Genomic DNA, 13891 nt, shown 5'->3' on the forward strand with positions numbered 1-13891 from the left:
CCGCAATGACAGGCCGGACACACGACTGCACCCGATCACATCCCGCCACCTTCCTAAGTTCTGCTTGCATTCGCGGGGGCGTCCACACACGACATTCTGGCGTGCCTCCTGTCGCTGCGATGCCGGAAGGTTTCGGACCCGCACGACCGGTGGCGCCATGCTTGCCGATGGATCGAGTGCTTGTTCGGCCGCCTCGGGAACGGCGCCGCGTTGCGACCCGCCATGAGCGATGCCCACTGGCCTTTCGGCTATCGCGATCGCCGCCGCCGTCATCTGTTGGCCATGAGGCCTGAGCCCCGGGGTCCGCGGCAGCCCGGGAGCTGTCCGGAAATCGCGGAGACGGAGGAAGTGCCCGAGGACCTGCAGGCTCCGAAGAACGGAGACCGACAGCTGGTTGCCCGGGGCGCGCGGGACGGCTTTGGGCAGAGGCAGGGCCGGGGCTGCAAATCGGGAACCGCCGCCGCTGACGTGCAGAAACCGGCGCCGGGGCGCCGGTTTCCGGGATTTGCGGGGCGGAGGATCAGTCCTCCATCGCCTCCAGCTCGTCGATCATGCCGGAGATCATCGACAGGCCCTTGTCCCAGAAGGCCGGGTCCGAGGCGTCGAGCCCGAAGGGCGCCAGCAGCTCCTTGTGGTGCTTGGAGCCGCCCGCCTTCAGCATCTCGAAATACTTCGCCTGGAAGTCGGCATCGCCCTCCTCGTAGACGGCGTAGAGCGCGTTCACCAGCCCGTCGCCGAAGGCATAGGCGTAGACGTAGAAGGGCGAGTGGACGAAATGCGGGATATAGGCCCAGAACACCTCGTAGCCGTCCATGAACTCGAAGACCGGGCCGAGGCTCTCGGCCTGGACGCTCATCCACAGCGCGTTGATGTCGTCCGGGGTCAGCTCGCCCTCGCGCCGCGCGGCGTGGAGCTTGCACTCGAAATCGTAGAAGGCGATCTGGCGCACGACCGTGTTGATCATGTCCTCGACCTTGCCCGCCAGCATCACCCGGCGCTCTTCCTTGGTCGCGGCCTTCTCGAGGAGCGCGCGGAAGGTCAGCATCTCGCCGAAGACCGAGGCGGTCTCGGCCAGGGTCAGCGGAGTGGAGCTGAGAAGCTCGCCCTGGTCGGCGGCCAGCACCTGGTGCACGCCATGGCCCAGCTCATGCGCCAGGGTCATCACGTCCCGCGGCTTGCCCAGGTAGTTCAGCATCACATAGGGATGCACGGTGGTCACGGTCGGATGCGCGAAGGCGCCGGGCGCCTTGCCGGGCTTCACGCCCGCGTCGATCCAGCCCTTCTCGAAGAAGGGCGCGGCGATCTCGGCCATCTTCGCATCGAAGCCGGCATAGGCGTCGAGCACGGTCGCCCTGGCCTCGTCCCAGCCGACCTTGCGGTCCGTCTCCATCGGCAGGGGCGCGTTGCGGTCCCAGACCTGCAGCGTGTCGAGCCCGAGCCATTTGGCCTTCAGCGCGTAGTAGCGGTGCGAGAGCTTCGGATAGGCCCCGACCACGGCGTTGCGCAGCGCCTCGACCACTTCGGGCTCCACATGGTTCGACAGGTGGCGGCCGGTCTGCGCGGTCGGCATCTTGCGCCAGCGGTCCTCGATCTCCTTCTCCTTGGCCAGCGTGTTGTGCACGCGCGAGAAGGTGCGGACATTCTCGCCGAAGACCCGGGCGATCTCGCGGGCGCCTTCCTCGCGGCGGGCGCGGTCCCTGTCGGAGAGCAGGTCGAGCGTCGCCTCCAGCGGCCGCGGCTCGCCGTCGATGATGAATTCCAGCCCGGCGATGGTCTCGTCGAAGAGCCGGTTCCACGCGGCGGCGCCGACGGCGGACTGGTCATGCAGGAACTGCTCCAGCTCGTCGGAAAGCTGGTGGGGCTTCATCGCGCGCAGCCGGTCGAAGATCGGCTTGTAGCGGGCGAGCCCCTCGCTTTCGGCGAACATCGCGGCCAGCTTGCCGTCCTCGATGCGGTTCAGCTCGAGCGACCAGAAGACCAGCTGGGCGGTCATGGTGGTGATGCGGTCCTGGGCGTCGGCCATGAACTTGGCGCGCTCGGAATCCATCGTGTTCTGGTAGTAGCGCAGCCCGGCATAGGACATCAGCCGCCCGGCGATGGTCGAGAGTTCCTCGTCGCGCTCCACCGCGCGCAGGAGCCCGGCCGCGTCGAGCGTGCCGAGCTTGCCCGCGTAATCGGCGGCGAAGCTGGCGCAGAGCGCTTCGAGCGTCTCCATGTCGGCGGCGAATTCGGGGGAGTCGGGGGCGGGGTAGAGATCCGTCAGGTCCCAGTCGGGCAGGTTGCCGAGGCCATCGGCCCCAGCCGGGGCATTCGCGTCGCGGACGGGGTGGGCAAACTGCATGCGGTCTCTCCTGCGTTATGCTGTCTCCCACTTAAGGCCGCCCCCCCGGGAGGATCAAGCCATGTGCAGGAAACATGCCTAGTCGCCGGTGACCGTCAGCTTGACCTTGGCATACCAGTCGGCCGCGGCGCGGATCTCCTCGTCCGAGAGGCCTTCGGCGATCGGGCCCATGATCTCGCTCTGCCGCTTGCCGAGGCGGAAGGCCTTGAGCTGGGTGTCGACATACATCGCCGTCTCGCCGGCGAGGTTGGGCGCGTCCTCGATCACCGCGATGCCGTCGGCGCCATGGCAGCCGGCGCAGAGCTCGGGCGCGCCCGAGGGATCGGCGGCCAGCTCGGCCGTGGCATGCTGCGCGGCGTACCAGGCGGTGACATCGAGGATCTGCCGCTCGCTCAGCCCCTGGGCGACGATGGTCATCATCTCGTGCACGCGATCGCCGCTTCGGAAGGCCTCGAGCTGGCGGCGCAGGTAGCTGGCGGGCTCGCCGCCGATATGCGGCGCGATCGGGATCACCGCATAGCCGTCCAGACCGTGGCAGGTGCGGCACATCCCGGCCACCTTGCGGCCCGCCGCCGGGTCGCCGTCATCGCCGTCCTGGGCCAGGGCCGCCTGGGCGGGGAGAACCCCGCCCAGAACGAATAGCAACGCCCGGATCACTGGGCAGGCTCGTAGGAGATGCGGTAGAGCGCCCCGGCGAGGTCGTCCGAGACCAGGAGCGAGCCGTCGCGCAGCTGCGCCACGTCGACCGGACGGCCGAGATACTCGCCATTCTCGTCGATCCAGCCATCGGCGAAGACCTCGGTGCGGAAATCGTCCGGATCGGCGCCCTGGCCGGTATAGGTCACCATGATCCGCGCGCCGACCGGCTCCGTCCGGTTCCACGACCCGTGCTGGGCGGAGAAGGCGGCGTTCCGGTACTTCTCTGGGAACTGGCTGCCGGTATAGAACATCATCCCCAGATCGGCGGCATGGGCGGTCATTTCGGTGACCGGCATGACGGCATCCGCGGGCGGTTCCTGGTCGGCATATTCATTGGTCCGCACGCTGCCGCCGCCATACCAGGGGAAGCCGAAATTCTGCCCCATCGCGGTCTGCCGGTTCAGCTCGCCCGGCGGAATGTCGTCGCCCATCCCGTCGACCTGGTTGTCGGTGAACCACAGCTCGCCCGTCACCGGGTGGAAGGCATGGCCGACCGAGTTGCGGATGCCGCGGGTATAGACCTCGCGGTCGGTGCCGTCCTGGTTGATGCGGATGATGCCGCCGATGCCCTGCTCGGCATAGAGGTCCAGCTTCTCGGGGGCGGGGACGTTGAAGGGCTGGCCGAGCGAGATGTAGATCTTGCCGTCCGGCCCGATCTTGCAGACCCGCGCGGTGTGGTTGAAGCTCTCTTCCTCGACCGGGATCAGCTCGCCCTTCTTGACCACGTTGAAGGCGGCGACATCCGGGCTTTCGTAGAAGAACTCGGCCGCCGGAAAGACCAGCACGCGGTTCTGCTCGGCGATGTAGAGGAAGCCGTCATCCGAGACGCAGGGCCCGTTCGGGATCGAGAACTGCAGCGAGGGGGCGAAGTCCTTCACCTCGTCGGCGACCCGGTCCTTGTTGCGGTCGGTGACCGCCCAGACCTTGTCCTTGCGCGTGCCGACGAAGGTGACGATGCCCTGCGGGCCCACCGCCATGTGGCGCGCGTCCGGGACCACGGCATAGAGCTCGATCTTGAAGCCGTCGGGCAGGTTGATCCGTTCCAGGTTGCGCCGGATGCCCTCGGCATAGTCGCCGCCCTGTTCCACGAAGGTGAATTCCGTCGTCCCGGTCGACTGGAAATTCGAGAGCTTCTCCAGGTTGTCGGGGACCTGCTGCGCCAGGGCCGTCGATCCCGCAAGCGCGGCCGCCACGGTCAGAAGTGCCGTTTTCCTCATGTCCAATCCTCCCAATTGGTCGATTAATTTTTCCAGTTTTTCTCCACCTTTGGTTGCAATTAATCGAATCTCAATCATCCTAAAGTCGATGTTTACCGCGCCGGAAGGCGCGCGACTCAGCCGTGGCGGCGCAGGAGGGCCTGGAGGTCTGCCAGGGTATTGGCCTCTGCCGCGGGCTTGTCGCGGCGCCAGCGCAGCATCCGCGGAAAGCGCAGCGCGATGCCGGACTTGTGGCGCGGGCTTTCCTGGATGCCCTCGAAGGCGATCTCGAAGACATGCTGGGGCGGCACCTGGCGCACCGGGCCGAAGCGCTGAAGTGCGTTCTGGCGTACCCAGCGGGTGATCTCGGCGAATTCGGCGTCGCTGAGCCCGGAATAGGCTTTGGCGAAGGGCACCAGCGCGTCGCCGTCCCAGACCGCGAAGGTGAAATCGGTATAGAGTGTCGCGCGCCGCCCGTGCCCGGCCTGGGCGTAGATCATCACCGCGTCGACCGTCAGCGGGTCGAGCTTCCATTTCCACCAGTCGCCGCGCTTGCGCCCGGCATGGTATGGGCTGCCGGCGCGCTTGAGCATCAGCCCCTCGGCGCGGCGCTCCCGCGCGGTGGCGCGCAGGTCTTCCAGCGCTTCCCAGCTGTCGAAGCCGAGCGCGGGCGAGGGACCGAGCGGCACCTCCGGCGGCAGGCCCCCGAGCAGCGCGGCGAGCCGGTCGCGGCGCTCTGCCAGCGGGCGCTCGCGCAGGTCCCGGCCGCCGGCTTCGAGCAGGTCATAGGCCAGCAGCCGCGCGGGCGCCTCGGCCAGCAGCTTCTTCGGCACGGTCTTGCGGCCCAGCCGCTTCTGCAGCTGCGCGAAGGGCAGGGGACGCTGCGCCGCGCTGTCCCAGGCGAGGATCTCGCCGTCGATCACCGTGCCGTCGGGCAGATGGTCGAGCAGCGGCGCGAAATCCGGGAAGCGGGCGGTGACCAGCTCCTCGCCCCGGCTCCAGAGGTAGAGCTCGCCGCCGCGGCGGATCATCTGGCCGCGGATGCCGTCCCATTTCCACTCCGCCAGCCAGTCGCCCGGCAGGCCGAGCGCGCCGGGCTCCTCGAGCGGATGGGCGAGGCAGAACGGATAGGGGCGGCTCAGCCGGTCCTGGGGGTCGTCCTCGAGGATCAGCCGGTCATAGGTCGTGGTCGCGGGCGTCCAGTCGCCCATCAGCCGGTGGGCCAGCCGCGGCTCCTCGATGCCGGTGGCCTGGGCGAGCGCGCGGGTGACGAGCTTCTGGCTGACGCCGACGCGGAAACCGCCGGTCAGGAGCTTGTTGAAGACCAGCCGGTCGGTCGCGGGCAGCCCGTCCCAGGCCTCGCGGATCGCCGCCTTGCGCGCCTCGTCCTCCAGCGGGCGCAGCGTCTCCAGCCAGGCCATCCAGCCGCTCAGGCTGCGCTCCTCCGACCGCTGGGGCGGCGGCAGGATCAGCGCGATCGTCTCGGCGAGGTCGCCGACCACCGGATAGCTTTCCTCGACCAGCCAGGCGGGCAGCCCGGCATGCTCCGCCGCCCAGTCCCGCAGCTTGCCTGCCGTGACCGCGCGCTTCGGCCGCCGCCCCGAAAGGAGCGCGATCGCCCAGAGCCGGTCCTCCTCCGGCGCCTCGCCCAGATAGGCGGCCAGCGCAGCGGTCTTGGCACTGGTCCGCGTGGTGCGGTCGAGCGCGTCGAAGAGCCGGGCGAAGCGCTTCATTCGCCGTCCTCCAACCCGGCGCCGCGCTCCGCGCCGTGCTCGACGACGGCGGCGTCATAGCCCTGGCTCTCAAGCCAGCGGCGGAACACCTCGGTATAGCCATGGGTGGCAAAGACCCGCTCTGCCCCGGTGGCGCGGATGGCGCTGTTCAGCCCGTCCCAGTCGGCATGGTCCGACAGCACGAAGCCCCGGTCCATGGAGCGCCGCCGCCGCACGCCGCGCAGCTGCATCCAGCCGCTGGCGAAGCCGGTCGAGACCGGGCCCATGCGCCTGGTCCAGGCGCCGTCCATCGCCGAGGGCGGGACGATGACCAGCGCGCCGGGATGGTCGCGGCCGCGGGTCTCGGGCGTCAGCGGCAGCGTCTCGGGCAGGCGGCAGCCCTGGGCGCGCAGCACCGCGTTCATCGCCTCGACCGCGCCATGGGCCAGCACCGGCCCGGCCGTCGCGTCGATCCCGGCGAGCAGCCGCTGCGCCTTGCCCAGCGAATAGGCGCCCAGCACCGTCACCCGTCCGGCGGCGCGGTTCTCTGCCCACCAGGCGTCGATCTCGGCCATGACCTCTGCCTGCGGGCGCCAGCGGAAGACCGGCAGGCCGAAGGTGCATTCGGTGATGAAGGCGTGGCAGCGCACCGGCTCGAAGGGCTCGCTCAGCCCGTCCGCGCCGGTCTTGTAGTCGCCCGAGACTACCCAGACCTCGCCGCCCGCCTCGACGCGGATCTGCGCCGAGCCGGGCAGATGCCCTGCCGGGTGGAAGCTGACCGTCGCGTCCCCGATGCGGTGCCGGGTGCCGAAGGGCAGGGTCTCGATCCGGATGTCGCCCAGCCGGTGGCGGATCGCCGGGGCGGCGCCCTCGCTGGCCAGATAGGCGCCATGGCCGGGGCGGGCATGGTCGGCATGGCCATGGGTGATCAGCGCCCGGTCGACCGGGCGCAGCGGGTCGATGTGGAAATCGCCGGCGGGACAGTAGAGGCCCCGCCCGGTGAAGCTCAGAACCGGTGCCATGGTCCTGATCTAGCCGGTCCGGGCGGAAACCCAAGCCCTCAGCCGCGGCGCATCGCCGATTTCAGGTCGCGCAGCGTGAAGGCGCCGGTCAGGTGCGAGGCGGCGGCATAGGAGACGAGCCCGATGCCGACCAGCGCGAGCAGCCCCAGATAGCGCCAGCCGCCGCTATGCAGCACGCTGTCGAGCGCCTGCGCCGAGAGCCACAGCACCGCGCCCATCACGAGGCTTGCCAGCACCTGCCGCGGCAGGCGGCGGGCCAGCCGGTCGTCGAAGCGGGCGACCTCGCCCATCGGCCTTGCGCCGCGCCAGAGCAGCACCACCATCGCCCAGCCCGCCAGCGTCGTGCCCCAGGCGGCGGCGATGAAGCCGATCACCGGCGACAGGCCGATCGCCACCACGGCGTTGATGACCATCGCCCAGACCGCGTAGCGGAACGGGCGGACGGTGTCCTCGCGCGCGAAGTACAGGGGCTGCAGCACCTTCTGCAGCACGAAGGCCGGCAGCCCCGCGCCATAGACCGCGACGGCCATCGCCGTGGCGGCAGTGTCGGTGTTGTCGAAGGCGCCGCGCTGGAAGAGGACCGAGATCAGCGGAACGGGAATGGCGATCAGCGCGACCGCGGCGGGCAGCGTCAGCGCCAGGGCGAATTCGCCCGCGCGGCTCAGCCCGTAGCGGCTGCCATGGTCGTCGCCCGCGGCCAGCCGCCGCGAGAGATCGGGCAGCAGCACCACGCCGACCGCGATCCCGACCACGCCGAGCGGCAGCTGGTAGAGCCGGTCGGCATAGGCCAGCCACGCCACCGCGCCGTCGAAATAGCTGGCCACCTGGCGGCCGACCAGCAGGTTGATCTGCACGACCCCGCCCGCCAGCGCCGCAGGCACCGCGACCCGCACCAGCGCGCGCATGTCGGGCGTGTAGCGCGGCCGGGTGATCCCCATGCGGAACCCCCATTTGCGCGCCGTCCACCACATCAGCAGGAACTGCCCGATCCCCGCGGCCAGCACGCCCCAGACCAGCACCCGGCCGCTATGCAGTCCGGCGATCTCCTCGGCGCGCGGCGAGACCGGGATCAGCCCGCTCTGCGCGATCACGAGCGCGCCTACCAGGATCAGGTTCAGCACCACCGGCGCGGCGGCGCCCGCCGCGAAATGCCCGACCGCGTTCAGCACGCCCGTCAGCAGCGCGGCGAGCGAGATGAAGAGGATGTAGAAGAAGCAGACCCGGCCGAATTCCACCGCCAGCTCGAAGCGGATGTCCCCGGCGAAGCCCGCCGCCATGGCGAGGACGAGGAGCGGCATGGCGATCACGCCCGCCACCGAGAAGACGATCAGCACGAAGCCCAGCCCCGAGAAGGCCTCCTGCGCGAAGGCGCGGGCCTCCTCGTGGTTCTCCACCCGCTTCGAGAACATCGGCACGAAGGCCATGTTGAAGGCGCCCTCGGCGAAGAAGCGGCGGAACATGTTGGGCAGCGCGAAGGCCACCAGGAAGGCCTCGGCCACCGGGCCCGTGCCCAGCATGACGGCCAGCAGGATGTCGCGGGCGAAACCGAGAAGGCGGCTGGCCATGGTCCAGCCGCCTACGGTGACGAAGCCCGAAATCAGGCGTATGGGTTTCAACTTGTCCTCACTCGGTGGCGCGCATCTCGCCCTTGCGCATCGCCTCTTCGAGCTTGCGGGAGAGCGATTCCTGCTTGCCGGGGCTGACGATCTTCAGCCCGAACATGTCCTTGACGTAGAAGGTGTCGACCGCCTGCGCGCCATAGGAGGCGATCTGCGCCGAGGCGATGTAGACATGGGCATTGGCGAAGGTGCGGCTGAGATCGAAGAGCAGGCCGGGCCGGTCGCGGGTATCGACCTCGATGATCGTGTAGATCTCGGAGCCCTCGTTGTCGAAGGTGATCCGGGTCGGGACCTCGAACTTGCGCTCGCGCTTCTTGATCTTGTCGCGCGACTTGATCGCCTCGCGCGCCACGACCTCGCCCAGCAGGGTCTTGTGGATCATCGCCCGCAGCCGGTCCATCCGGTCCGGCCCGTAGGGATGGCCGTCGGCATCCTGGATCCAGAAGGTCGCGGTGGCGTAGCCGTCCTTGGTGGTGAAGCTGCGCGCGTCGACCACGTTGGCGCCGACCAGCGCCAGCGCGCCGGCGAGCCGCGCGAAGATGCCCGGATGGTCCTCCATGGCAAAGCAGCACTGGGTCGCGTCCAGGTTCTCGTCCGCGGTCAGCTCCAGCCGGATCTCGTCATTGCCGAGCCCGTCGAGCAGCGTCGCGAAGATCGCCTGGGTGGCGGTGGCCAGCCCCTGCCAGTAGGGCGGGTAGTGGCGGTCGAGCTCGGACTCGAGCTTGTCGGCGGGCCAGTCCGCCAGCAGCTCGGCCAGCCGCTCCTTGGCCTCGGGGACCAGCGCGTCGCGGTTGAGATGCTCCAGGCCAGTGGCCAGCGCGCCCTCGGTCAGCTTGTAGAGCCGCCGCAGCAGCGTCGCCTTCCAGTTGTTCCAGACGCCGGGGCCGACGCCCATGATGTCGCAGCAGGTCAGCACCAGGAGCAGGTCGAGCCGCCGCTTGGTCTGCACCGCGCGGGCGAAATCGCGGATCGTGCGCGGATCGGAAAGGTCGCGCTTCTGCGCCATGTCGGACATCAGAAGGTGCTGGCGGACCAGCCATTCGACGGTCTCGCATTCCTTCTCGTCGAGCCCGAAGCGCGGCGCCACCTTGCGGGCGATGCGCGCGCCCAGGATCGCGTGGTCCTCGTTGCGGCCCTTGCCGATGTCGTGGAAGAAGAGCGCCAGGTAGAGCACCCGCCGGTTGACGCCGCCCTCCTTCATGATGCGGCTGGCGGTCGGCAGCGACTCCTCCAGCTCGCCGCGCTCGATCTCGGCGAGGGTGGAGATGCACTGGATGGTGTGTTCGTCCACCGTGTACTGGTGGTACATGTTGAACTGCATCATCGCCACGACCGGCTGGAATTCCGGGATGAAGGCGCCGAGCACGCCGAGCTCGTTCATCCGCCGCAGCGCGCGCTCGGGATTGCCGTGCTCGAGAAGCAGCCGCAGGAAGATCTCGTTGGCGCCGGGATCGTTGCGCATCCTGGCGTCGATCAGGTGCAGGTTCGCCGCCACCAGCCGCATCAGGTCGGGATGGATCAGCAGCCCGGTTTCCAGCGCCTGCTCGAACATCCTCAGGAAGTTCAGCGGGTCGGCCAGGAAATCGGCATCCTCGCGGTGGCGCAGCCGGCCATGTTCCATCTCGAAGGCGCCGGTCAGCTTCGGCTTGCGCCCGAAGAGGCGGATATTCTCGATGAAAGAGGTCTTGGTGACGTGGGTCGCCTCGATCTGGGTCAGGAAGATCCGCGTCAGCTCGCCCACCGTGGTGGCGTGGCGGAAATAGTCCTGCATGAAATGCTCGACCGCGCGGCGGCCGCCGCGGTCGACATAGCCCAGCCGCTCGGCGACCTCGACCTGCTGGTCGAAGGTCAGCTGGTCCATGGCCCGCCCGGCGATCAGGTGGAGCTGGTTGCGGACCGCCATGAGGAAGCGCTCGGCCCGGTCGAAGCGGTCGAATTCGTCCTGGGTGAAGACGCCCAGATCGACGAGGTCGGCAGCGTCATCGACCCCGTGCAGGTATTTCGCGATCCAGAAGAGCGACTGCAGGTCCCGGAGCCCGCCCTTGCCCTCCTTGACGTTCGGCTCCACGACATAGCGCTGGCCGCCCTGCTTCTTGTGGCGCGCGGCGCGCTCCTCCAGCTTGGCGGCGACGAATTCCGGGCCGGTCTTGGCGAAGAGCTGGCTGCGCAGCTTCTCGACCAGCTGCTCGGCCAGTTCGGGATTGCCGATCAGGTAGCGGGTCTCCAGCACCGCGGTGCGGATGGTGATGTCGCCCTTGGCGCGGGAGATCGTCTCGGAGATCGAGCGGCTGGAATGGCCGACCTTCAGCCGCAGGTCCCACAGGATGTAGAGGCAGCTCTCGATCACGCTCTCGGCCCAGGCCGAGGGTTTCGAGGGGGTCAGGAACAGCAGGTCCACATCCGAGTGCGGCGCCATCTCGGCGCGGCCGTAGCCGCCCACCGACATCAGCGCCAGCCCCTTGAGCTGGCTGCGTGAATTCGCCGGATGCAGGAACCGCGTCGCCACCTCGAAGACGGTGCGGACGATGCAGTCCATCAGGTAGGCGTAGGAGCGCACCGCGCGGCCCGACTGCATCGGCGCGCGCCGGATCGCCTCGGCGATCGCGTTGTCGCCGCCCTTGCGCGCCAGCATGAGGATTTCCACGGCACCCTGCTGGATGCCGCGGTTGTCCCCGGCCTCGTCGGCCAGGGTGTCGAGGGCTGTATGGATCCGCGCGATGTCGAAGATCTCGTCCGCGGGGAGGATGAGATCGGCAGGCGGGACATAGGAATCGATACGGAGGAGGGAACGATCAGGAACCGGTTGCGCCAAGACGGGAGGAAGCCTGTTTGAGAATGGTTACGGAATTGTTGCGGATGGTCGCCACGGAGAGGCTGCGGCGGTTGGTGCCGTCGGAGAGGAAGCGGAAGGTGCCGGTCGCGCCGGAGAAGGCGCCGGCATTCATCAGCGCCTGCGGGGTCACCCCGGCCGGGCCGGACTTGCGCGCCTGCTGGGCGATCACGCGGATGCCGTCATAGGCCAAGGGTGCCAGAAGGTGCGGCGCTGCGCCGTTGGCGGCGATGTAGCGCTGGTTGAACTCCGCGGTCGGCGCGGCGTCGGGCATGGTGAACCAGCCGCCCTGCAGCCCCGGCAGCGAGGTCGCAGAGGGCGGACGGTCGAAGCGCGCCATGCCCATGTACTGGATCGCCGACGGCCCGAGCCCGTAATCGGGCAGCATGCCGACGAGCGTCGGCAGCGCCGCCTGGGTGTCCGAGGTCAGGAGCAGCGCATCCGCGCCCGCGGCGCGCACCGAATTGGCGATGCCCGGCATGGCCGCGGCCAGGCCTTCCTGCGACAGTTCGAACTCGGCGGAGCCCACGACCTGCACGCCGGTGCCCGACAGCCCCGAGATGGCGGCGTCGCGGATCACCTGCTCGGCGGCGGAGCGGGCATTGATGATGAAGACCCGGCGGCGGCCCTGGCCGGCCGCGTACTGGCCCAGCTCGGCGGCGATGTTCTCGAAGGTGTTGCCGAGCATCAGCACGTTGCGCCCGGCAATGTCGGAATTGTTCGAGAAGGTCAGCACGGCGGTGTTCGAGGAGGCCATGACCGTGCCCACCGCGGCGGCGTTCTGCGCCAGGAGCGGGCCGAGGATGACATTGGCGCCGTCGGCCTTGGCCTGCTGCGCGGCCTGCTGGGCGCGGCCGGGATCGGCGGCGGTGGAATAGGTGCGCAGCGTCACCAGCCCCGGCTCGGCCTCGGCCACGGCGAGCTGCGCCGCCTTGGTCAGGCTGTCGGAGATGATGCCGAGCTGCGGATCGGCGGCGCCCGAGGGCACCAGCAGGCCGACCTGCACCGGACCCGGGCGCCCGCCCGTGGACATTCCGCCGCCGAACGCGCCCGGGTCGCAGGCGGCAAGAGGCAGCGCGGCGGCGGGGAGCAGGCTCAGCCGGAGGAAGTGGCGGCGGTCGATGGCACGGGACGTGGCCATGGGGGTCTCCTTGCGGTCCGGGGGCGGGCGGCCTATGCTGCCCGCGTCACTCGTTCGTGACGAGCTTACTCGGCTCCGGGAGCGGCATAAACCGTGAATTATCAGCAGACCGAGCTCCAGCCGGGGCTTTACCTTGTCGCAACCCCCATCGGCCACGCCAGGGACATCACCCTGCGGGCGCTCGATGTGCTTGCCGCAGCGGACATCCTTGCCGCCGAAGACACGCGGACCTTGCAGAAGCTATTGCAAATCCACGGAATTCCGCGCGAGGGCCGGGCGCTTGTCGCCTATCACGACCATTCCTCCGACGCGGCGGTCCAGCGCCTGGCCGGCGAGATCCGGCAGGGGCGAAGTGTCGCCTATACCTCGGAGGCGGGCTCGCCCCTGATCTCGGATCCGGGCTACCGGCTGGTGGCGGAGCTGGCCCGCGAGGGCCTGCCGGTGACGGTGATCCCCGGTCCGAGCGCCGCCGTGGCCGCGCTGTCGCTGGCCGGGCTGCCCACCGACCGGTTCCTGTTCCTGGGCTTTCCCCCGGCCAAGGCGGCGGCGCGCCTGTCCTGGCTGGCCGACCAGGCGCATTCGGGCGCGACCCAGGTGATCTACGAATCGCCGCGCCGGATCGGCGAGCTGCTGGAGGCGCTCTGCGAGACCCACGGTCCCGGCCGCCCGGCGGCGCTGTGCCGCGAATTGACCAAGACCTACGAGACGGTGCTGCGCGGCACGGTCTCGGAACTGGCCGAAATGCTGCGCGAAACGCCCGCGCGCGGCGAATGCGTGCTGGTCGTGGCCGGGACGGAGGCGCCCGAGGCCGGCGAGGAGGATGTCGAGACGGCGCTGGTTAATGCCATGGAAAGGCTGAGCATGAAAGATGCGGTCAAGGAAGTGGCAGAGAGCCTGGGGATGCCGCGCAAGACGGTCTACCAGATGGCGCTCTCGCTCCGGCAGGAGGACTGAGATGGACGGCGCGACGGGATACCATGCGGGGCTGGCGGCAGAGGACTGCGTCGCGCGCCACTACGAGGCGTCGGGCCACCGGCTGCGCGCGCGGCGCTGGCGCGGCCGGGGCGGCGAGATCGACCTGATCCTCGAGGATGCCGCCGGGCTGGTCTTCGTCGAGGTCAAGAAAAGCCGCAATTTCGAGCAGGCGCTGGCGCGCTTCACGGACCGGCAGATGCGCCGGATCTGCGAGGCCGCCTGCGAATACGTCGCCGGGGAACCGGCGCAGATGGACACGCCGATGCGCTTCGACCTGGCGCTGGTGGACGGGCACGGGCAGACGCAGGTGGTGGAAAACATCCTGCACTGAGGCGCTTCCGTGCCATGAGCCGGGC

The 13891-nt window shown here is 69.3% G+C and carries 10 protein-coding genes; 2 read left to right on the forward strand and 8 right to left on the reverse strand.

What is annotated here, in order from left to right; translation table 11 throughout:
* Nucleotides 1-520 precede the first annotated feature (520 nt).
* The 8 genes from FGX59_RS03080 to FGX59_RS03115 all read right to left on the reverse strand — a co-directional run bounded on the left by FGX59_RS03080 (nucleotide 521) and on the right by FGX59_RS03115 (nucleotide 12560).
* Complete coding sequence (locus tag FGX59_RS03080; RefSeq protein ID WP_138465056.1) at nucleotides 521-2341, reverse strand: M3 family oligoendopeptidase; 1821 nt, start codon at nucleotides 2339-2341, stop codon at nucleotides 521-523.
* A 78-nt stretch (nucleotides 2342-2419) separates the two neighbouring features.
* The gene (locus tag FGX59_RS03085) at nucleotides 2420-2995 is read right to left on the reverse strand and encodes a c-type cytochrome (protein WP_138465308.1); all 576 of its coding nucleotides are present in this window, start codon (nucleotides 2993-2995) and stop codon (nucleotides 2420-2422) included.
* Nucleotides 2995-4257 carry a sorbosone dehydrogenase family protein gene (locus tag FGX59_RS03090; RefSeq protein ID WP_138465057.1) on the reverse strand — a complete coding sequence of 421 codons (1263 nt, stop codon included), beginning with the start codon at nucleotides 4255-4257 and terminating at the stop codon, nucleotides 2995-2997. Before FGX59_RS03090 ends, FGX59_RS03085 begins: the two co-directional genes overlap by 1 nt.
* A 116-nt stretch (nucleotides 4258-4373) precedes the next feature.
* A complete protein-coding gene (locus FGX59_RS03095) occupies nucleotides 4374-5969 on the reverse strand; it encodes an ATP-dependent DNA ligase (RefSeq protein WP_138465058.1) in 1596 nt (531 codons plus the stop codon).
* The gene (locus tag FGX59_RS03100) at nucleotides 5966-6970 is read right to left on the reverse strand and encodes a ligase-associated DNA damage response exonuclease (protein ID WP_138465059.1); all 1005 of its coding nucleotides are present in this window, start codon (nucleotides 6968-6970) and stop codon (nucleotides 5966-5968) included. Before FGX59_RS03100 ends, FGX59_RS03095 begins: the two co-directional genes overlap by 4 nt.
* A gap of 38 nt (nucleotides 6971-7008) precedes the next feature.
* A complete protein-coding gene (gene murJ / locus FGX59_RS03105) occupies nucleotides 7009-8586 on the reverse strand; it encodes a murein biosynthesis integral membrane protein MurJ (RefSeq protein ID WP_138465060.1) in 1578 nt (525 codons plus the stop codon).
* Between the two features lie 7 nt (nucleotides 8587-8593).
* Entirely contained in the window at nucleotides 8594-11401 is a 2808-nt protein-coding gene (locus tag FGX59_RS03110) for a [protein-PII] uridylyltransferase (RefSeq protein WP_240722228.1), read from the reverse strand.
* Nucleotides 11382-12560, reverse strand: a complete 1179-nt coding sequence (locus tag FGX59_RS03115; RefSeq protein WP_138465061.1) for a penicillin-binding protein activator — start codon at nucleotides 12558-12560, stop codon at nucleotides 11382-11384. Before FGX59_RS03115 ends, FGX59_RS03110 begins: the two co-directional genes overlap by 20 nt.
* 93 nt (nucleotides 12561-12653) lie before the next feature.
* Between FGX59_RS03115 and rsmI the strand changes: the two genes are divergently transcribed.
* Both rsmI and FGX59_RS03125 read left to right on the forward strand, forming a co-directional pair.
* A complete protein-coding gene (gene rsmI, locus FGX59_RS03120) occupies nucleotides 12654-13514 on the forward strand; it encodes a 16S rRNA (cytidine(1402)-2'-O)-methyltransferase (protein ID WP_138465062.1) in 861 nt (286 codons plus the stop codon).
* Between the two features lies 1 nt (nucleotide 13515).
* The gene (locus FGX59_RS03125) at nucleotides 13516-13866 is read left to right on the forward strand and encodes a YraN family protein (protein ID WP_138465063.1); all 351 of its coding nucleotides are present in this window, start codon (nucleotides 13516-13518) and stop codon (nucleotides 13864-13866) included.
* Nucleotides 13867-13891 lie beyond the last annotated feature (25 nt).

The sequence above is a fragment of the Poseidonocella sp. HB161398 genome (assembly GCF_005870025.1).
Taxonomy (GTDB): Bacteria; Pseudomonadota; Alphaproteobacteria; order Rhodobacterales; family Rhodobacteraceae; genus Mangrovicoccus.

Bases quoted from the DNA above. Each gene is read 5' to 3' on its own strand.
- FGX59_RS03115 (WP_138465061.1), bottom strand. From the start codon at position 12,560: ATGGCCACGTCCCGTGCCATCGACCGCCGCCACTTCCTCCGGCTGAGC.
- FGX59_RS03090 (WP_138465057.1), bottom strand. From the start codon at position 4,257: ATGAGGAAAACGGCACTTCTGACCGTGGCGGCCGCGCTTGCGGGATCG.
- FGX59_RS03100 (WP_138465059.1), bottom strand. From the start codon at position 6,970: ATGGCACCGGTTCTGAGCTTCACCGGGCGGGGCCTCTACTGTCCCGCC.
- FGX59_RS03095 (WP_138465058.1), bottom strand. From the start codon at position 5,969: ATGAAGCGCTTCGCCCGGCTCTTCGACGCGCTCGACCGCACCACGCGG.
- FGX59_RS03080 (WP_138465056.1), bottom strand. From the start codon at position 2,341: ATGCAGTTTGCCCACCCCGTCCGCGACGCGAATGCCCCGGCTGGGGCC.
- FGX59_RS03125 (WP_138465063.1), top strand. From the start codon at position 13,516: ATGGACGGCGCGACGGGATACCATGCGGGGCTGGCGGCAGAGGACTGC.